Raw genomic sequence first — 19,721 nt, forward strand, 5'->3', positions numbered from 1 at the left:
CCGGTCACTCCAGCCCGCCGCCCAGCGAGCGGTACAGTTCGACGAGGTTGCTCGCCTGGGTGAGCCGCGTCGTCACCAGCTGCTGCTCGGCAGCATAGGCCGTGCGCTGCGCGTCGAGCGTGGTCAGGAACGAATCGACGCCGGCGCGGAAGCGGGCTTCGGAGAGGCGCGCGGCGACCCGTGCGGCGTTGGCGCGGGAGCCTTGCGCCTCGATCTGCTCGCCGATCTTGCCGCGCTGCGCCAGCGCATCGGCGACCTCGCGGAACGCAGTCTGGATCGCCTGCTCATAGGTCGCCACCGCCACCTTCTGCGAGGCGCGGGCATATTCCAGGTTGCCGCGGTTCCGCCCGCCGTCGAACAAAGGCAGCGAGACGCCCGGCGCACCATTGTAGGTGAAGCTGCCGCCGGCGAAGAGGTTGGACAGTGCGGTGCCGATCGTGCCGATCGTCGCTGTCAGCGAGATGGTTGGGAAGAACGCCGCGCGCGCCGCGCCGATGTTGGCATTCTCCGCGATCAGCAGATGCTCGGCGCGCAGCACGTCCGGGCGACGCAGCAGCACCTCGGACGAAAGGTCGCCGGGCAGCGCATCGCGCGTCTTGGCATCGGTGCCAAGCTCGGCGGGAAGCTGGTCCTGCGGAACGGTGGTGCCGACCAGCAGGTTGAGCGCGTTCTGGTCGCGCGCGATCTGGGTTTCCAGCGCGGCGATATCGTTGCGCGCCGCCTGGTAGCTGGTCTCCGCTTGGCGCACCTCCAGCTCGGAGCCGACGCCGATGCGGAACTGCGCGGTGGTGAGGTCCAAAGTCTGCTTGAACGTGTCGAGCGTCTGGCGCGCGACGCGGAGCTGCTCCTGGTCGGACGCCATCGTCAGCCAGGCGGTGGCGATCTCTGCGATCAGGCTGATCCGGGCGGAGCGCTGCGCCTCCTCGCTAGCGAACACCTGCTCCTGCGCGGCGCGGGTGAGATTGCGGACGCGGCCGAACAGGTCGAGCTCGAAGGCGGAGAAGCCGGCGTTGACCGAGTAGAATTCGAGGTTGGAGCTGCTGCTGCCGCCGACACCCGCGCCGGTGCCCACGCCGGTTCCGCCACCCGTGCCGGTGCCGCCGCCGGTGCCCGTCCCCGTTCCACCCGCAGCCCCGCCGGCAGCGCCGAACAGGTTGTTGGTGTAGGTGGCGGAGCCGGTGATCGCGGTGGTCGGCACCAGGTCCGCACGCTGGGCGCGCAGCTGCGCACGCGCCTGGAGGACGTTGCCCGCGGCGATGCGCAGGTCGCGATTGTTGGCGAGCCCGGTCTCGATCACCTGCCGCAGCCGGGAATCGAGGAAGAAGTCTCGCCAGCCGATCTTGCTCACGTCGGGCGCATCGGTGGGGGCGGATGGATAGATCCCGCCCTGCGGCAGGGTCGCGGGTGCGGCACCGGCGGGGCGCACGTACTTGGGCGCCAGGTTGCAGCCGGCGAGCATGGTCGCGCCGGCCAGAACGGCGATCATCGCCTTGGTCATCTTATGCTCCCTGCGGCTTGGCGCCGCCATCGGAGAAGGTGCGGTCGTCGCCGGCGCGCGGCGCGACATCCTCGTTGGCGCTGGGATGATCATCCTGGCCGTGGCCGAACAGCCGCGCGACCACCACGAAGAACATCGGGACGAAGAAGATCGCCAGCACGGTCGCGGAAAGCATGCCGCCCACCACCGCGCGCCCGATCGCATTCTGTCCGCCCGCGCCCGCGCCGGTCGAGATCGCCAGCGGCAACACGCCGAAAACGAAGGCGAGACTGGTCATCAGGATCGGGCGGAGGCGCAGACGCGCCGCTTCCACCGCCGCATCAAAGGCGTTCATGCCGCTGCGCACCCGTTCCTCGGCGAACTCCACGATAAGGATGGCGTTCTTCGCGGACACGCCGATCGTGGTGATCAGGCCGACCTGGAGGTAGATGTCGTTGTTGAGCCCGGTCAGCCACGCGGCAAGCACCGCGCCCAGCACGCCCAACGGCACCACCAGCATCACCGCGATCGGCACCGACCAGCTTTCATACAGCGCGGCGAGACACAGGAAGACGATCAGCAGCGACAAGGCGTAGAGCGCCGGCGCCTGGCCACCGGAAAGCTGCTCCTCATAGGAGAGGCCCGTCCATTCGAGCGCAGTGCCGGGCGGCAGCTTGCCGTGCATCTCCGTCATCGCTTCCATTGCGGTACCGGTGCTGACGCCCGGTCCCGGCGCGCCCTGGATCTGCATCGCGGGCTGGCCATTGTAGCGGCCCAGCGCCACCGGCGCGTTGAGCCAGCGCTGGGTGGAGAAGGCGTCGAACGGCGCCATCGCCCCTGTGCTGCCGCGCACATAGAGGTCCCCGATCGAGTCCGGCGACATGCGGTATGGCGTGTCGGCCTGGACATAGACGCGCTTGACGCGACCGCGATCGATGAAATCGTTGACGTAGCTTCCACCCCAGGCGGTGGCGATGGTGTTGTTCACCTCGGCCAGGTCCATGCCGAGCGCGCGCGCCTTGTCCTGATCGATATCGACCTTGAGCTGCGGCGCATCGGAAAGGCTGAGCGGACGCACGCCCGCAACCCGCTTCTCCTGCATGGACATGCCCAGCAGCATGTTCTGGCGCTGGACTAGCCCGTCATGGCCGACGCCGCCGGTATCGACCAGTTGCAGGTCGAAGCCGGTGGCGTTGCCCAGTTCCTGCACCGCCGGCGGCGACAGCGCGAAGATCATGCCGTCCTTGAAGGCGCCGAACGCTCCCATGGCGCGGCCCAGGATGGCGGGCGCGCGGTTCTCCGCACCCTCGCGATTCTCCCAGTCGTTGAGGAGGACGAAGGCGATGCCCGCGTTCTGCCCCTGCCCGGCGAAGGAGAAGCCGCTGACCGTGTACACGCCTTTGACGTTGGCGCCTTCCTTCTTGAGGAAGTGATCGCGCACCTGGGCGAGCGCCTGATCGGTGCGCGTGGTGCTGGCGCCCGGCGGAGTCTGCACCAGCGTGAACAGCACGCCCTGATCCTCGTCCGGCAGGAAGCCCGAGGGCAGGCGCAGGAAGGTGAAGCCCATCACGCCGGCGATCAGCACATAGACCAGCGCCGAACGCTTCCAGCTGCGCGCCGTCGTCTTGACCGCGCCCTCGTACCGGTTGGTGCCGCGTTCGAACCGGTCGTTGAACCAGGCGAAGAAGCGGTCGGACAGGCGCAGAACGGGTGCGAAGAAGCCGCGGCGCTCGTGCTTGTCGGGATCATGCGGCTTGAGGATGGTAGCGCACAGGGCCGGCGTGAGGATCAGCGCGACCATGATCGACAGGACCATCGCGGAGACGATGGTGATCGAGAACTGGCGATAGATCACGCCTGTCGAGCCGCCGAAGAACGCCATCGGCAGGAACACCGCCGAGAGCACCAGCGCGATGCCGACCAGCGCGCCGGTGATCTCGTCCATCGACTTGCGCGCCGCCTCCTTGGGAGAAAGATGCTCGGTCTGGATCAGGCGCTCGACGTTCTCGACCACGACGATCGCGTCATCGACCAGCAGGCCGATCGCCAGCACCATGCCGAACAGGGTCAGCGTGTTGATCGAATAGCCGGCAAGGGCGAGGATCGCGAAGGTGCCGAGCAGCACGACCGGGACCGCGAGCGTGGGGATGATGGTGGCACGCCAGTTCTGCAGGAACAGGAACATCACCAGGAAAACGAGGATCACCGCCTCGACCAGCGTGTGCACCACCTGCTCGACCGACAAGCGGACGAACGGCGAGGTATCGTACGGGTAGATCACCTTCACATCGGCGGGCAGACCCTTGCCGATCTCATCGGCGGCGGCCTTGACCTCCGTCACCGTGTCGAGCGCATTGGCGCCCGGCGCGAGACGGATGGCGATGCCGGACGCGGGCTTACCGTTATACTCGCTGGTGAACGCGTAGTTCTCGGCACCGAGCCGGACGCGCGCCACGTCGCGCAGCCGGACCACGGCGCCGGACGCATCGGTCTTGAGCCGGATGTTGCCGAACTCCTCCGGCGTCTGGAGGCGCGACTGGACCGAAACGGTGGCGTTGAGCATCTGCTCGCGCGGCGCGGGCTGCGCACCGACCTGGCCGGCCGAGACCTGGACGTTCTGCGCCTGCACCGCGGCGGTCACGTCGGACACGGTGAGCTGGTAGCTGTTGAGCTTGAGCGGATCGATCCAGATGCGCATCGCATATTGCGAGCCGAACACCTGGGTCTCGCCGACCCCGTTCACGCGACTGATCGGGTCCTGGAAGCGCGAGGCGACGATGTCGGACAAGTCGATCGAGTCGTGCGACGCATCGGTCGAATACACGCCGACGAACATCAGGAACGCGGCCGACGACTTGTTGACCACCAGGCCCTGGCGCTGGACTTCCTGCGGCAGCAGCGGGGTGGCCGCCTGCAGCTTGTTCTGCACCTGCACCTGCGCGATGTCAGGGTCGGTGCCCTGCTCGAAGGTGAGGGTGATCGTCACCACGCCCGCGGAGGACGAGGTGGACGAGAAGTAGCGCAGGTTGTCGATGCCCTTCAGCTGCTGCTCGATCACCTGAGTCGTGGTGCGCTCCAGCGTTTCCGCATCGGCGCCCGGATAGGTGGCGGAGATCGCCACGGCGGGCGGCGCAATCTCGGGGAACTGCGCGATCGGCAGGCTGCGGATCGCGATGAGGCCCGCAAGCATCAGCACGATGGCGATGACCCATGCGAAGATGGGCCGGTCGATGAAATAGCGGGACATGGGTTACTTCGCCTGCGCCTGGGCCTGACCGGTCGGCTGTGCCTGCGCCTGGCCCTGCGGCCGGTTCGGATTGTAGGGCACGGCCTTCACCGGGGTGCCCGGCTGGAGCATCATCGCGCCCTCGACCACGACCTTGTCGCCGGGCTTGAGCCCCGCGGTGACCAGCCAGTTCTGGCCGATCGTGCGCGGCGCGGTGAGCTGGCGCGGCTGGAGCTTGCCGTCCTGGCCCACCACCAGCACGCTGGGATTGCCCTTCTCGTCGCGCGTCACCGCGCGCTGCGGCACCAGCAGGCCGTTGGACTTGGTGCCTTCGATCATCTCGGCGCGGGCATACATGCCGGGCAGCAGCAGGCCCTGCTTGTTCGGGAAGACCGCGCGGATCACCTGGCTGCCCGTCGCCGGGTCCACCGTCACGTCGGTGAAGCGCAGGGTGCCCTCGGCGGGATAGGTACTGCCGTTCTCCAGCTTCAGCCGCACCCGCGCCGCGCCGCTGCCGCGCGACAGGTCGCCCGCCATGATCTGCTGGCGCAGGTTGAGCACGTCCGCGCTCGACTGCTGGATGTCGACGAAGATCGGGTCGAGCCGCTGGATGGTGGTCAGCGGATCGGCCTGCGCGGCGCTGACGAGGGCACCGGTCGTGAAAGCTGAGCGGCCGATCCGCCCGCTGATCGGCGCGCGGATGGTGGTGCGGGCAAGGTCGATCTGCGCGTTGCGCAGCGCCGCCTGCTGCGCGGCAACATCCGCCTGCGCCTGCTGCGCGCCGGTGACGGCATTCTCCGCCTCCTGACGCGAGATCGCGTTGATCCGGACCAGCTCGCCATACCGGCGGGCGAGCGCGGCGGTGGAGGCGATCGCCGCGCGAGCGCGGGTCACCGCGGCACGCGCGCTCGCCACCTGTGCCTGGTAGGGCGCGGGATCGATGCGATAGAGCGGCTGGCCGGCGCGCACATAGTCGCCCTCCTGGAACAGCCGCGCCAGGATCAGCCCGTTGACCTGCGGGCGCACGTCGGACGTTTCATAGGCGCTGGTGCGACCGGGCAGCTCGGTACTCAGCGTGACGGGCTGCTCGCGCACCGTCACCACCGAAACTTGCGGCGGCCCCTGCGGCGCCTGCTGCTGCTGCGACTCGCCGCATCCGGCGAGGAGGAGCGCGAGGGCCAGTCCCGGCGTTATCGTCTTGCTGCTCACATCGGGTCCGTTCGTCGTTCGAAATTGCGCCTTCGCGGGCACCCATCCGAGTCGCGCGCGTTGATCAGACACCCTCGTCCCAGGTTTGCGTCGCGGACTTGCCTAGGTCGCCCACTGACTTTAGGAGTGATCGCTCACTCACATTTTGCCGCTCGGTAGACAGGTGGGGATCGGTTGGCAAGCGGAAAGCGGGAAACGAGGTGACAACAGTGGGGCCTGTACCAGCATCCCGCGGCGCGCGCGCGGACACGCGCCGGCGTCACCTGCTGGATGTGGCGCGCGTGCTGTTCGTCGATCAGGGCTTCCACCAGACCGGGATCGCCCAGATCGCCGCGCGCTCGGGCATCCGGGTTGGGCAGATCTATCGCGACTTCGAGAGCAAGGAGGCGATCATCGCGGCCATCTGCGAGGAGGACATGAGCGGCTGGCTGGAGGAGGATGCGCTTGCCGCCGCGGTGGACGCGCGGGACCTGCCGGCGATCCGGCGCTGGATCGCGCGGTTCGGCGAACAGGACGGTTCAGTCGAGGAATGCCGGATGATGACGGAGATCATGGCGGAGGCGGGTCGCAACCCGCGCGTCGCGGAAATCTACCGGAATCTCCATGCCCGCGTGCGGACCTGCCTCAGCCGGGCGCTGACCGCGCTCGCCCCCGGGATGCGCGCGGCCGAGGTCGCCGCGCTGACCGAGCTGATCCTGGTGATGGGGTCGGGCACGATGAGCCTGCGGGTCCTCGATCCCGAAGGCGCCGACCTTGCAGGACGGATCATTCCCAAGCTGCTCGACCGCGAGCTGGATGTGCTGGCCCGCACGCACGCCGCGCCTTGAGGCGGCTCATGGCAGGCTCCAGGACGATCATCGGCTGACGGAAAAATGGTGGGCGTGGCAAGGATTGAACTTGCGACCCCTGCGATGTCAACACAGTGCTCTACCACTGAGCTACACGCCCACACTGGGGAGCGCGGGCCTTAGCGGCGGTCGCGCGGTCGTGCAAGCCCGTCAGTGCTGGCCGGTGGCGCTTTCCATCTCGAACATGCGATCGACCTCCATCACCAGGTCGCGCAGATGGAACGGCTTCGACAGCACACGCGCCTGCGGCATTGCCTTGCCCGCCTTGAGCGTGACCGCGGCGAAGCCGGTGATGAACATAACCCGCATCTCGGGCCGGATCTCGCCGGCGCGCTGCGCCAGCTCGATCCCGTCCATCTCGGGCATCACGATGTCGGTCAGCAGCAGGTCGAACGATTCGGCCTCAACCAACGGCAGCGCCGCGGTGCCCCGGTCCACCGCCACCACCGCATAGCCGGACCGTTCGAGCGCGCGCGCGAGATACTCGCGCATCACCTGATCGTCCTCGGCCAGCAAAATCCGGATCATCGACACTCCCCGTATGCGAGCCTCACCCCCTATGCGCGGTCCCGTTAACATTTTCCAGTCGCCTGCCGGCTTGCCGCACCGTTGGTGGCGTCATAGGTTTGGCACGGATGCCCGCCTTCGACCGCATCGGCCCGGCGGTGCCGGAGAGCCCCGTCATCCTCTCGGTGCCGCATGCCGGGCGTGACTATCCGCCCGAGATCGCCGCGCTGCTGCGCGCGCCGGCCGAGGCGCTGGTCGCGCTGGAGGACAGGTTCGTGGATGCGGTGGCGCTGGCCGCGCGCGCCGGCGAGGTGGCGCTGATCCAGCGGCGCGCGCGCGCGTGGATCGATCTCAACCGCGACGAACAGGAGCGCGACCCTCACGTGGACGAGGGCGCGCGCCGCCGCGGCATGGGCGAGAGCGCCAAGGTACGCAGCGGGCTGGGACTGGTCCCCCGCCGCACGGGTGCGGCGGGCGACCTATGGCGCCGCCGCCTGACCTCCGCCGAGGTGAACCGGCGCATCACCGACGACCACCGGCCCTATCACGCGGCGCTGGCCGATGCCGTAGCGGCGGCACGGGCGCGGTTCGGCACCGCGGTGCTGCTCGACCTGCATTCGATGCCATCGCTGGGCCGCGGCGAGGCGCAGGTGGTGATCGGCGACCGCTTCGGCCGCAGCGCCGCCGGACGGTTCGTCGCCCGCGCGGAAGGCGTGGCGCGCGGGCGCGGCTTCGCCGTTGCGATCAACACGCCCTATGCCGGCGGTCACATCCTGGATCGTCACGGCCGCCCGGCAGGCGACGTCCATGCCCTTCAGCTGGAAGTGGACCGGCTGTGCTACCTTGATGCGCAGGCGCGCGCGCCGGGTCCGGGCCTCGCAACGGTGGCGACGCTGGTCCGCGAGATGATCGCCGCGCTCGCAGACGAGGCGCTGTCCCGCCCGCTGGCGGCCGCGGCCGAGTGATTCCGCATAAAAAACCACCCCGGGCGAGACGCCCGAGGTGGCCAAGGTTCAGGGAGGAGACACGCCGGAGCGTGTCATACGGCACTGCGAAAGGGGGGACACAGCGCCGTACTACAACAACGTAGGAAGGCCGATCGCGTTCCGCAAGACCGTCGATGATCGACAATCGACGGAGACTTTCCGCGGCGACCCTCCGATGGCTGGCGATCACGGGAAACCGCGCCGCGGTACCCCGCGCTCGCCGCCGCGTCAGTTCACCAGCTGCGGCTGCGGCTGCTTGCCCTGCTTGACCTGGCGCGCGAAGATCTCGCGCATCAGCGACAGCGAGAACAGGTGTCCATAGAGGAGCGGCAGCATGCCGTTCTGCGAGATCTTGCGCAGCTGGTCCCCGCGCAGGTCCTGCAACTTCTTCTCGTTGACCATCTGAAAGCCGCGATAGACGAACGGCTGGGCGATGCCGTCCTGCTGGATCGAGACCTCGCCGTCCTCCAGCAGGTCCAGCTCCTTGAGCTCGCTCATGAACGCCTGGGTCTTCTGGCCCGCCTGCTCGAACGACTCATTGAACTGGAGAATGTTCTTGGTCACGTCGCTGGGCTGGTTGCCGTCGAACAGCGCATCGCCGTCCTCGAAGGCGCCGACCATCGGCGAGGTCGGGTCGAAGCACAGCGACAGCTCGGTCGCATCAGGACGCAGCCGGGCGAGCATGAACGGATAGCGACGGACATAGGCGGGGACGTAGAAATTCTCCTCCGTCAGCGCGCCGGTCTCGTCGATGAAGACGTTGACGCCCTCGTTCAGGCCCATCAGCGCGATCGGGATCGCCTGTTCGCCGACGGTGAAGACGATCGGCATGAAGCGCTGGACCAGCGGGAATTCCTCCACCGTCAGCGGGATCGCGTGCTGGCCGACCAGGAAGGGCGCGGTCTGCTGCGGGCGGATGCGGTGGTTCGGATGCAGCTCGCTCGAAAGCGGCTCCAGGCCGTTGTAGAAAAGCGGAAGCTGCGGCGCGCTGGCCATCGTCACTCTCCGGAAAAATGGTCGCGGCGCCCCCCGGCGCCGGATCGGGCGGCCCTATTCGGATGCGTCGACAGGCGCAAGCGGGACGAGCTTGCCGGGGTTCATCAGCCCGGCGGGATCGAGCGCCGCCTTGATCGCGCGCAACGCGTGGAGCCGCGCGGGCGAGGAGAGCCGCGCCAGTTCGCCAAGCTTCATCTGGCCGATGCCGTGCTCGGCGGAGATCGAGCCGCCCGCCGCCACCACCAGGTCATGGACGAACCGGGTGATCCCCGGCGCCTCCTCGGCATACCAGCGGGTCCGATCGACACCCGCGGGCGCGCGGACGTGGAAGTGGACATTGCCGTCGCCAAGGTGACCAAAGCCGCTGGCGCGCGTGCCGGGGAAGCGCGCGTCGCACGCCGCGGCCGCCTCCACCATGAAGCGTGGCATCGCCGCGACCGGCACGGAGATGTCGTGCTGCACCGCCGGCCCGGTGGCGCGCTCGGCATCCGAGATCGAGTCGCGGATGCGCCAGAACGTCTCGGCCTGCGCCTCGCTCGCGGCCAACGTCGCGTCGTGGACGAGACCCGCGGCGAGCGCGTCGCCGATGATCGCCTCCAGCAGCGGCGCGGGCGGCAGCGCATCGCCATCGGCCTGCACCGTCTCGACCAGCACGTGCCAGGGCGCGGGCGTGTCGATCGGCGCGCGCGTGCCGGGGATGTGCGCGAGCACCGCCGCGAGCGACTCGGCGGGCAGGATCTCGAAGCTTTCCAGCGCCGGCCCCATCCGCGCCTGGAGCCGAGCCAGCAGCGCGGCGGCAGAATCGGGGCTCTCCACCCCGGCCCAGGCGACCGCGCGGCCGACGATCGCCGGCGCCAGCCGCAGCGTCGCGGCGGTGACCACGCCCAGCGTCCCCTCTGCGCCGACCAGCAGCTGCGTCAGGTCGTAACCGCGATTGTCCTTCTTCAACGGCGCCAGCCCGTCATGGACCGATCCATCGGGCAGCACCGCCTCCAGCCCCGTGACCAGCCCGCGCATCGTGCCCCAGCGCAGCACCTGCGTGCCGCCGGCATTGGTGGAGACCAGCCCGCCCACCGTCGCCACGCCGCGCGCGCCCAGGGTCAGCGGGAAGCGGCGGCCGTGCCGGGCCGCTTCCTCGTGCAGGTGCTGGAGGATCACCCCCGCTTCCGCGACCACCAGCCCCGCGTCCGCATCGACATGGCGCACCCGGTTCATCCGACGCAGCGACAGGATTGCCGCCGATCCGTCCGCGGGCGGGGTGGCGCCGCCGACCATCGAGCTGTTGCCGCCCTGCGGCACCAGCGGCACGCCTGCCTCTCCCGCCGCCTTCACCGCGACCGCGACCTCCGCGGTCGAAGCGGGTTCGATCAGCAGCGGCGCGGCGCCGTGGAAGCGCTTGCGCCAGTCGGTCAGCCAGGGCCCGATATCGACGGGATCGGTGACCAGCGCACGCGGGGGAAGCTGCGCGGAAAGGCTATCGAGCAGGCGGGACTGGGCGGGGGTCATGGCACCACGGGTACGGCACAGCGGGCGAAAGCGGAACGCTTAGATCGCTGTTAACCATTCCCGCGCAAACGAGGCCGCGGGCGGCGTTCTGCTGCTTGACGGGGGGCAGTGGTGACTCAAGACATGACGATCGACACGGCGACGGCCGCGTCGCAGGGCGGCCGCGCCGTCATCTTCCGGCTGCTGCTGGCCAGCGCGCTGATGCTGTTCCTGGAGCTGGCGCTGATTCGCTGGCTGGGCGCCAATGTCGTCCATCTGTCCTATTTCTCGAATTTCGTCCTGCTCGGCTCGTTCCTGGGCATCGGCGCGGGCTTCCTCGTCAGCCGCAAGAGCTGGTCGGTGCTGCCGATCTCGCTGCCGCTGCTCACCATCCTGGCGATCGGCGTGCTGGTGTTCCCGATCAGCATCGAGCGCAGCGGATCGGAGGTGATCTATTTCACCGCGCTGGAGGTGAGCGGCCCGCCCGCCTGGCTGGCGCTGCCGCTGGTCTTCGCGCTGGTGGCGGTGATCCTGGCCGGACCGGCGGAGATCGTCGGCCGCTGCTTCGGCCAGCTGCCGCCCCTCTGGGCCTATCGCTACGACCTCATCGGCTCGCTGATCGGCATCATCACCTTTTCCGTGCTCAGCCTGATGCACGCCCCGTCGATCTTCTGGGGCGTGATCGCGGTCGCCGTCTATCTGCTGCTCGCCGATCCGAAACGGCGGCTGGTGGCGGCGGCCTGGGCGATCCCGCTGGTGGTGGTGCTGACCATCGAATCGACGAAGCCGGGGATCAGCTGGTCACCCTATTACAAGATCGCCACCACCGCAGAGCCCAAGTTCGGCACCCCGGAGGAAGGCTTTCTGCTGATCACCGCCAATGGCGTGCCCCACCAGATGATGGCGCCGGCGCGCTGGAAGATGGAGCAGGGCGAGCGCATCTATCAAACGCCCTATCTGCGGCTGCCTGCCAACACACTTCAGGACGTATTGATTATCGGTGCGGGCTCCGGTTCGGATGTGGCTATCGCGTTGCGCAAAGGTGCGCGCCGGGTAGACGCGGTGGATATCGACCCGCGCATCCTGCAGATCGGCGCGGAGCGCAACGTGGACCGGCCGTATGCCGATCCGCGCGTCACCCGTCATGCCGACGACGGCCGCGCCTTTCTGGAAGGCACAAGCCGCAAATACGACCTGATCCTGTTCGCATTGCCCGATTCGCTCACCCTGATCAGCGGCGCCTCGCAGATCCGGCTCGAATCCTTCCTGTTCACCCGCGAGGCGATGGCGTCGGTTCGCCGGCACCTGAAGCCGAACGGCGCCTTCGCGATGTACAATTATTATCGCGAGCCCTGGCTGATCGACCGGCTGGCCGGCACCGCCGCCGCCGCCTTCGGCCATGCGCCCTGCGTGGACACCTTCGCCGGGGCGCAGGCGGTGATCAGCGTCGCGGTGGATCCCGCCGGGCAGCGCTGCGCCACGCCCTGGACGCCGGCGGGCGAGATGATCGCGCCCGCGGCGGACAATGCGCCATTTCTCTATTTCCGCGGCGATTCCTTCCCGCCTTTCTACGCCATCACGCTGCTGGCGATCATCCTCACCTCGGTGGTGGTGGCGCGGCGGCTGGGCGGGCCGTTTGTCCAGATGCGACCCTATGCCGACCTGTTCTTCATGGGCGCCGCCTTTCTGCTGCTGGAGACCAAGAACGTCGCCACCTTCGCTTTGCTGTTCGGCACCACCTGGTTCGTCAACGCCCTGGTCTTCGCTGGCATCCTGGTGGTGGTGATCGCGGCGGTGGAGACCACGCGCAAGCTCCGGACGCCGCCACTGCCGATCGTCTTCGCCGGGATCGCCGCCTCACTGGCGCTGGCCTGGTTCATTCGCCCGGAATGGCTGCTGCCCCTGTCCTTCTGGCCGCGCCTGATCGCCGCAACGATCATCGCCTTCCTGCCAATCTTCCTGGCCAACGTGGCGTTCGCCAAGCGCTTCCAGGACTCGTCGGACTCGCAATCGGCTTTTGCGATCAACCTCCTGGGAGCGATCGTGGGCGGGTGCCTCGAATATGCGGCGCTGTTCACCGGCTATGCCAACCTGCTGATCGTCACCGGTCTGCTTTACCTGATTGCCTTCCTGCTGGTGCCGCGCGGCGCGGTGCGGGCGGCCTGAGCCAAGGGGCGCCTCCGCTCGCGATGTCGTCCCAACCGAGCACGACGATGCAGGCGCCCCGGTCACCGGACAGCAGGCCATCCACCAGGCTGAAGCTGCGCCGCCCGTCACCCGCGGCGCGGCGCTCCCTCCATCGGCGTCAGCGCGTGGCGACCACCTGCGTGGCGATGCGCCGCAGCCCCTCGCTCGCCAGCGCATGCGCGGGGGCGGAGCGTCCGTCCACCAGCACCAGGTCCTCGTCAGGCCGGTCGAGCACGACACGGTACAGCCGGCGCGCCTCGGCGAGGCGATCGGTCCTGGAGTAGACGTGCGCAAGGTTGATCAGCAGGTCGGGATCGTTCGGAAAGACGCGCCGCTGCTCCGCGATCTCGCGTTCGGCGGCGGCAAGGTCACCCCCGGCGATCTGTTCGGCGCCGCTATAGCTCTGGGCGTAACCGGGCACGGGAAGGCCAAGCCCGAGCCCCGCTGCGACAAGAATGGCGAATGCTCGCATGATCCATCTCCTTTGCTGCATCTCACCGCGAGGTTGCAGTTTGATGACATCATCATGACACTTCTGTGACAGCGCGCAAGGGCTTTGGCATCCCGGCCTCGCGAATTCATCGAAGGTTCAACCCCTTCGGCTAGGCGCATGGCCTTTATGCCCGTCCACCGGACTTTCGCGCTTCTTGCCGCCGCGCCCGCGCTCGTCGCCGCGCAGCAAAGCCCTGCGCCCGACGGACCCATGCTAGACGGGATCGAACTGGCGCAGGTCACCGTGCGTGAGCGGATGATCATCCGCGTGCGCCCGGCGCGGCGCGTGCGCGGGGGCCCCGCATCGGCGCCGCCGCCGGTGTGGAGCGAGCGGCGCGCACGGCGCTGCGTGCCCGTGGAGGCGCTCGCCGGAGTGGGCGTGTCGCGCGGGGGCGACGTCGACCTGATGCTGGTTGACGGCAGACGCCTGCGGGCGAAGCTCGGCGAGGACTGCCCCACCCTGTCCTTCTACGGCGGCTTCTACCTGCGGCCGGGGCGCGACGGGCAGCTGTGCGGCGGGCGTGACGTGCTGCGCGCGCGATCGGGCGCCGCTTGCCCGATCCTGCGCTTCCGCATGCTGGAAGCCCGGCGCTGAGCCGCATTCCGGCGCAGACGGGCGCCATCATCCTTGACTTTTCCGCAGCTTTCGGGCTTGCGGGCGGCGATCGGGCCGCTCGTGATCCCGGCGCTTTCGGACATCGCGAATGAGCTTCGCCGATCTCGGCCTTTCTGACGAACTTCTCCGCGCGGTTGGCGACACCGGCTATGACCAGCCGACGCCGATCCAGGCCTCCGCCATCCCCAGCGTGCTGATGATGCGCGACATCATCGGCATCGCGCAGACGGGCACGGGCAAGACCGCATCGTTCGTGCTGCCGATGATCGACATTCTGGCGCACGGCCGCAGCCGCGCGCGTATGCCGCGCAGCCTGATCCTGGAGCCGACGCGCGAACTCGCCGCGCAGGTCGCCGAGAATTTCGAGAAGTACGGCAAGTATCACAAGCTCTCGATGGCGCTGCTGATCGGCGGCGTGCAGATGGGCGACCAGGTTGCCGCGCTCGAAAAGGGCGTGGACGTGCTGATCGCCACGCCCGGCCGGCTCAAGGACCTGTTCGAGCGCGGCAAGATCCTGCTCACCGGCTGCAACCTCCTCGTCATCGACGAGGCGGACCGGATGCTCGACATGGGGTTCATCCCCGACATCGAGGAGATCTGCACCAAGCTGCCGGGCAACCGGCAGACCCTGCTCTTCTCCGCGACCATGCCGGCGCCGATCAAGAAGCTGGCCGACCGCTTCCTGACCAATCCCAAGACGATCGAGGTTGCGCGCCCCGCCACCACCAACACCAACATTCAGCAATGGCTGGTGCCAGTGCAGGGCAGCGCCTTCGACAAGCGCGAGGTGCTGCGCGGGCTGCTCCAGGCCGAGGACGTCCGCACCGCGATCATCTTCTGCAACCGCAAGACCACGGTGCGTGAGCTCAACAAGAGCCTCCAGCGCCACGGCTTCCGCTCGGGCGAAATTCATGGCGACATGGAACAGCCGCAGCGCATCGCCGAGCTCGACCGGTTCAAGGCCGGCGATGTCAACATCCTGGTCGCCAGCGACGTCGCGGCGCGCGGGCTGGACATCAAGGGCGTGTCCCACGTCTTCAACTTCGATGCGCCCTGGCATCCCGACGATTACGTCCACCGCATCGGCCGCACCGGCCGCGCGGGCGCAACCGGCGTCGCCTACACTTTGGTGGCGGGCGACGATGCCGAGAACGTGGCCAATATCGAGAAGCTGACCGGCCAGACGATCGCGCGGCTGGAGGTGGCCAAGCCCGCCAAGGCTGAGAAGCCGCGCCGGCCCGAGCGCACCGAGCCGGTTCGCGAGGAGCGGGTCAAGCCGCCGCGCGCCGACACGCGCGCGCCCCGATCGCGCACGCCCGAGCCCGAGCCTGCCGACGACGGCTGGAACGGCCCGGTGCCCGACTTCCTGAGCGTCGCCATCCCGGTGTGAGCGATGGCGGTACGCGACAATCCTTCCGAGAATCGGTTCGAACTCACCGTCGAGGGACAGACCGCGATCGCCGCCTACCGCCGCGAGGGCGATCGGATCGTCTTCACCCACACGATCGTGCCGCGCGAGCTCGAAGGCCAAGGCATCGGCACGCGGCTGATCGAGGGCGCGCTGGCACAGGTCCGCGGTGAGGGGCTGACGGTGGTGCCGCAATGCGCGTTCGTCGCGGCGTACCTGCGGAAGCATCCGGAGGCGGCGGAGATTGCGGCGGCTTAACTGTTCAATCCCCGTTCGTGCTGAGCGTAGTCGAAGCACAAGCGCGAACGTCGCCACATGCCCTTCGACTTCGCTCAGGGCGAACGAATGTTGGTGATCCGCTCTCCCCAGCCCTACTCCGCCGCCAGCGCCTCGTCCCGCTCCTGCGCCTGCCGCGCCCACATCTCCGCATAGAGCCCACCGCGCCGGAGCAGTTCGCCATGCGTGCCGCTCTCGCGCACCTGTCCCGCCTCCAGGACCACGATCCGGTCCGCATCCACCACTGTCGACAGGCGGTGCGCGATGACGATGGTGGTGCGCCCGCGCCCCACGTCGCGCAAAGTATCGAGGATCTCTCCCTCCGTCCGACTGTCGAGCGCGCTGGTCGCCTCGTCCAGGATCAGGAGCGGCGGGTCCTTGAGCAGGGTGCGCGCGATCGCCACGCGCTGCTTCTCCCCGCCCGACAGCTTCAGGCCCCGCTCGCCGACGCGCGTCGCATAGCCGTCCGGCTGCCGCTCGATGAACTCCGCGATCGCCGCGCCCTCGGCGGCGCGGACGATCTCGGCGTCGCTCGCACCCTCTCGGCCATAGCCGATATTGTAGCCGATCGTGTCGTTGAACAGCACCGTGTCCTGCGGGACGATGCCGATAGCGGCGCGCAGCGAATCCTGCGTCACCCGCGCGATGTCCTGCCCGTCGATGGTGATCCGGCCCTCGTTCAGATCGTAGAAGCGATAGAGCAGCCGCGCGATCGTCGACTTGCCCGCGCCTGACGGCCCGACGATCGCCAGCGTCGATCCCGCCGGCACGTCGAGGTCGATGCCGCGCAGGATCTCGCGCTCGGGATCGTAACCGAAACGCACGCCCTCGAACCGCAGGTGCGCCGCGCCGACGCTCAGCGGCCGCGCGCCCGGCGCATCCACCACCTCGCTCGGCGTATCGACCAGGTCGAACATCGCGCCCATGTCGAGCACGCCCTGGCGGATGGTGCGATAGACCATGCCGAGCAGGTCGAGCGGGCGGAACAGCTGCGACAGCAAGGTCGAGACCAGCACCACGTCACCCGCCGAGAAGCGGCCTTGCGACCAGCCCCAGGCGACCCAGGCCATGCCGGCGCCCATCATCAGGTTGGTGATCAGCGCCTGGCCGATGTTGAGCCACGCGAGGCTGTTCTCGCTCTTGGTCGCCGCCTGCGCATAGGCCGCCATCGCCGCCTCGTAGCGGCGGCCCTCGCGCTCCTCCGCGCCGAAATACTTCACCGTCTCGAAGTTGAGCAGCGAATCGACCGCATGCGCCACCGCGCCGGTGTCGAGGTCGTTCATCCGCTCGCGCAGCGCGTTGCGCCAGTCGGTCACCGTGCGTGTGAACCAGATGTAGACCGTCACCATCGCCAGCGTCGCCGCGACCAGCGGCCAGCCGAACCGCGTCCAGAAGATGCCGATCACCAGCGCCAGTTCCAGGATGGTCGGCGCGATGTTGAACAGGATGAAATAGAGCATCGTGTCGATGCTCTTGGTACCCCGCTCCACCACCTTGGTGACCGCACCGGTGCGCCGTTCAAGGTGGAAGCGCAGCGACAGGCGGTGAAGGTGGCGGAACACCTGGCTCGCCAGCCGCCGCGTCGCCTCCTGCCCCACGCTCTCGAACACGGTGTTGCGCAGGTTGTCGAACAAAGTGGTGCCGAAGCGCGCGGCGGCATAGCCGAGCACCAGCAGGATCGCGAGCGTCGCCAGCGAGCGGTCGCCACCCGCCCCTGCCGGAGTCATCGCATCCACCGCGCCCTGCAACGCGAACGGCGTGGCGAACACCTGCACCAGCTTCGACGACACCACCAGCGCCATCGCCAGCACCACACGCGCGCGGGTGCCCGGCGCGTCGGCGGGCCAGAGATAGGGCAGGAAGCGGCGCAGCGTCGGCAGCAGGGGCCGCTCGACGCTCCGCACGGTCGGATCGGCAGGAGACATTGCGTCTTATGTCGAGACGCGGGCGGCGCGAATCAATGGCAGCTCACGCGGCCTTGACCAGCCACCCCTCGCCCCGCAGCCGCTCCAGATCGGGATGCGTGTGGTATCGCTCCAGCCGCTCGGGCAGGATGCCGCCGATCACGCCGAACCATTGCCCCGCCGGCGGCTCGGGCAGCGCGAGCCGCGCGGGATCGTCCATGTTGGCGTAATAGCCGAACCATTCCTCCTCCAGGAAGAACACCTGCGGCGGCAGGTTCGGGAACAGCCGGTCGCCCAGCCCGATCAGGCTGGGGCGGCAGCGCGCGAACTTGGTGCGGTCGCGCGGGTCGAGGTCCATGCCCCAGAAGATGCCGGGATTGGCGCGGATCAGCACGTCGCCGGTCAGCATCGCGAGATCGGCCATGAAGCTCAGCACGATCACGTCACCGCTGCGGGGCGAAAGCTCCCAGGCATCGCGCTTGGCCAGGTCGGCGCGGTAGAGCGGCGGCAGTTCGGCGAGCAGCACCGGGTGCAGGCAACGCACGAACGCCGCGGCATCGGCATAGGCTTGGTCAACGTCGCAGCCGAGCGCCGCCAGCACCGGCCGCAGCGCCGCGATCCGCACCGGCACCGCATCCCGATACGCCTCGAAATTCGCGCGCGCCTGCTCGGGCGACAGCACCGGACCGGGGCTGTCGGGCAGCTTGAGGACATGCCCCAGGTGCGGCGGCGCCCAGGCGGGATAATCCGCCAACAACGCCGTCAGCCGCCCTTCCGCCTTCTTCCTGCCGAAGCCGAACATGGCCTAGGGCTTAGAACCAGCTGCGCACCCAGTCGACCGCCTTCTCGCCGACGCCGCTGCCGACGATGCCACCCACCGCCGCACCGACCACGCCGCCCACGACCGTGCCGACCGGCCCGCCCAGCGAGCCGATCGCGGCGCCGGCCTGCGCGCCGCCCCAGGCGCCCGCGGCACCGCCGACCAGGCTCCCGGTCGCGCGCTGCGTGTTCTCACCGAAGGTGCCGCCGTCCTTCTGCACCGCCTGGCCGATCTGCACCGCATCGACCACCACGCCGACCGGGCGGGCGACCTTGCCGACGCCCTCGGCAACCGCGCCGATGTTGCGGATGCTGACGTTCTCGGCGATCCGCTCGCCATCCTTGGCGACCTGCGCGAGATTGCCCTTGGGCCCGCGGCTCGCCGCTGCCGGGCCGGACTTCGATTCGATCTCGACGCGGACATTGTCCTCCGGCCGCGCGCCAGCCCGCGTGGCGGTGATGTCGACATGCCGCTCGCCCAGCGAGGTCTGGCGGACGATGGTGCCGTCCTTCTCGTTGAGCACGTTGGAATAGCGCGGGTCCTGGCGCAGCTGATCGGCGATCTGGTCGCGCGCGGCATGGCCGTTGTGCGTCTTGGAGGCGGAGGTGTTGACCGGATTGCCGTTCGCCGGCGGCGGGTTGACCGCGAAATCGTGGCGGATGCCGGCCTGGTCCATCGCCCGTTCCAGCGGGCCGGAGAAGCCGGACTTGCCGTTCACCGGGCTCTGGGTGGAGCGCCACTGCACCTCCAGGATCGGATTGTCGCGCAGCACGCGGCGCCCGCCGACATCGGCGCCAATGCCCGGCGTGGTCGCCGAATAGGTGGTGCCCTGGTCCTCCGCGGCCTGCATCGCCTTGGTGGTGTCCTGGTGGAAGCGCGACAGGTCGCCCGCGCTTAGCTGGCCTTCGATCGCGGCATACGCGTCCGACGCCTTTTCGGGCGAGACGCGCGCGGCATCGGCGACCTGCTGGCCCAGCGCCTCGGTATCAACCCGCCCGGTCTTGGGGTCGGTCGCGGCGGCAACGATGTCGCGCGCGGGCTCGACGGGCGGGTTGGACTGAAGCGAGGAGACCCTGCTGGTCTGCGTTCCGCTGTCGACGGCCAGGCTCATGCATCACCTTTTGGGTTGTTGCGATGCTTTGCTTGTACCGGACCCGCGCCGGGGAGGCGCTAATCGGAACGACTACGATCAGGGGCCGCGCCCGACCGATCTGCGACAAAAGTAAAGCTCGCTCCGGCGCTCGGCCGGAACATCCCGGCGCAGACCCGCGTTCAAAACCCCGA

General features: G+C 68.9%; 16 protein-coding genes and 1 tRNA gene. 6 read left to right on the forward strand and 11 right to left on the reverse strand.

Going from position 1 to position 19,721, the window contains the following annotated elements:
• Positions 1–4: 4 nt before the first annotated feature.
• Genes ACFDTH_RS02220 through ACFDTH_RS02230 form a run of 3 tightly spaced genes read right to left on the reverse strand, consistent with a single transcriptional unit; the run spans position 5 to position 5,912 of the window.
• The gene (locus tag ACFDTH_RS02220) at positions 5–1,498 is read right to left on the reverse strand and encodes an efflux transporter outer membrane subunit (protein ID WP_375285871.1); all 1,494 of its coding nucleotides are present in this window, start codon (positions 1,496–1,498) and stop codon (positions 5–7) included.
• Position 1,499: 1 nt separating this feature from the next.
• Positions 1,500–4,724, reverse strand: coding sequence for an efflux RND transporter permease subunit (locus tag ACFDTH_RS02225; protein ID WP_375285872.1), 3,225 nt, complete (start codon positions 4,722–4,724; stop codon positions 1,500–1,502).
• A gap of 3 nt (positions 4,725–4,727) precedes the next feature.
• Positions 4,728–5,912 carry an efflux RND transporter periplasmic adaptor subunit gene (locus ACFDTH_RS02230; RefSeq protein WP_375285873.1) on the reverse strand — a complete coding sequence of 395 codons (1,185 nt, stop codon included), beginning with the start codon at positions 5,910–5,912 and terminating at the stop codon, positions 4,728–4,730.
• 209 nt (positions 5,913–6,121) lie between these two features.
• Here ACFDTH_RS02230 and ACFDTH_RS02235 point away from each other — a divergent pair, with 209 nt between their 5' ends.
• On the forward strand, positions 6,122–6,739 hold the full coding sequence (locus ACFDTH_RS02235) for a TetR/AcrR family transcriptional regulator (protein WP_375285874.1): 618 nt from the start codon (positions 6,122–6,124) through the stop codon (positions 6,737–6,739).
• 46 nt (positions 6,740–6,785) lie between these two features.
• On the opposite strand, the gene ACFDTH_RS02240 is transcribed toward ACFDTH_RS02235, so the two are convergent.
• Both ACFDTH_RS02240 and cpdR read right to left on the reverse strand, forming a co-directional pair.
• A tRNA-Val gene (locus tag ACFDTH_RS02240) sits at positions 6,786–6,860 on the reverse strand.
• Between the two features lie 50 nt (positions 6,861–6,910).
• Positions 6,911–7,288, reverse strand: coding sequence for a cell cycle two-component system response regulator CpdR (cpdR, locus tag ACFDTH_RS02245; RefSeq protein WP_375285875.1), 378 nt, complete (start codon positions 7,286–7,288; stop codon positions 6,911–6,913).
• A 107-nt stretch (positions 7,289–7,395) separates the two neighbouring features.
• Here cpdR and ACFDTH_RS02250 point away from each other — a divergent pair, with 107 nt between their 5' ends.
• Positions 7,396–8,232 carry an N-formylglutamate amidohydrolase gene (locus ACFDTH_RS02250; protein WP_375285876.1) on the forward strand — a complete coding sequence of 279 codons (837 nt, stop codon included), beginning with the start codon at positions 7,396–7,398 and terminating at the stop codon, positions 8,230–8,232.
• A 249-nt stretch (positions 8,233–8,481) separates the two neighbouring features.
• On the opposite strand, the gene ACFDTH_RS02255 is transcribed toward ACFDTH_RS02250, so the two are convergent.
• Positions 8,482–9,249, reverse strand: a complete 768-nt coding sequence (locus ACFDTH_RS02255; protein WP_375285877.1) for a SapC family protein — start codon at positions 9,247–9,249, stop codon at positions 8,482–8,484.
• Positions 9,250–9,303: 54 nt separating this feature from the next.
• Positions 9,304–10,755 (reverse strand): FAD-binding oxidoreductase, encoded by a 1,452-nt coding sequence (locus ACFDTH_RS02260; RefSeq protein WP_375285878.1) that lies wholly within the window; start codon positions 10,753–10,755, stop codon positions 9,304–9,306.
• A gap of 123 nt (positions 10,756–10,878) precedes the next feature.
• Between ACFDTH_RS02260 and ACFDTH_RS02265 the strand changes: the two genes are divergently transcribed.
• Positions 10,879–12,900 (forward strand): spermidine synthase, encoded by a 2,022-nt coding sequence (locus ACFDTH_RS02265; RefSeq protein WP_375285879.1) that lies wholly within the window; start codon positions 10,879–10,881, stop codon positions 12,898–12,900.
• 139 nt (positions 12,901–13,039) lie between these two features.
• On the opposite strand, the gene ACFDTH_RS02270 is transcribed toward ACFDTH_RS02265, so the two are convergent.
• Positions 13,040–13,393 (reverse strand): tetratricopeptide repeat protein, encoded by a 354-nt coding sequence (locus ACFDTH_RS02270; protein WP_375285880.1) that lies wholly within the window; start codon positions 13,391–13,393, stop codon positions 13,040–13,042.
• 138 nt (positions 13,394–13,531) lie between these two features.
• Between ACFDTH_RS02270 and ACFDTH_RS02275 the strand changes: the two genes are divergently transcribed.
• The 3 genes from ACFDTH_RS02275 (at position 13,532) to ACFDTH_RS02285 (ending at position 15,695) form a co-directional block, all read left to right on the forward strand.
• Positions 13,532–14,008 (forward strand): hypothetical protein, encoded by a 477-nt coding sequence (locus tag ACFDTH_RS02275; protein ID WP_375285881.1) that lies wholly within the window; start codon positions 13,532–13,534, stop codon positions 14,006–14,008.
• A 109-nt stretch (positions 14,009–14,117) separates the two neighbouring features.
• Positions 14,118–15,419 carry a DEAD/DEAH box helicase gene (locus ACFDTH_RS02280; protein WP_375285882.1) on the forward strand — a complete coding sequence of 434 codons (1,302 nt, stop codon included), beginning with the start codon at positions 14,118–14,120 and terminating at the stop codon, positions 15,417–15,419.
• 3 nt (positions 15,420–15,422) lie between these two features.
• Positions 15,423–15,695, forward strand: a complete 273-nt coding sequence (locus ACFDTH_RS02285) for a GNAT family N-acetyltransferase (RefSeq protein ID WP_375285883.1) — start codon at positions 15,423–15,425, stop codon at positions 15,693–15,695.
• 113 nt (positions 15,696–15,808) lie between these two features.
• On the opposite strand, the gene ACFDTH_RS02290 is transcribed toward ACFDTH_RS02285, so the two are convergent.
• The 3 genes from ACFDTH_RS02290 to ACFDTH_RS02300 are packed head-to-tail and all read right to left on the reverse strand — an operon-like array spanning position 15,809 to position 19,548.
• On the reverse strand, positions 15,809–17,638 hold the full coding sequence (locus ACFDTH_RS02290; RefSeq protein WP_375285884.1) for an ABCB family ABC transporter ATP-binding protein/permease: 1,830 nt from the start codon (positions 17,636–17,638) through the stop codon (positions 15,809–15,811).
• 43 nt (positions 17,639–17,681) lie between these two features.
• The gene (locus tag ACFDTH_RS02295; protein ID WP_375285885.1) at positions 17,682–18,419 is read right to left on the reverse strand and encodes a hypothetical protein; all 738 of its coding nucleotides are present in this window, start codon (positions 18,417–18,419) and stop codon (positions 17,682–17,684) included.
• A gap of 10 nt (positions 18,420–18,429) precedes the next feature.
• Entirely contained in the window at positions 18,430–19,548 is a 1,119-nt protein-coding gene (locus ACFDTH_RS02300) for a hypothetical protein (RefSeq protein WP_375285886.1), read from the reverse strand.
• Positions 19,549–19,721 lie beyond the last annotated feature (173 nt).

Source organism: Sphingomonas sp., assembly GCF_042096255.1.
Taxonomy (GTDB): Bacteria; Pseudomonadota; Alphaproteobacteria; order Sphingomonadales; family Sphingomonadaceae; genus Sphingomonas.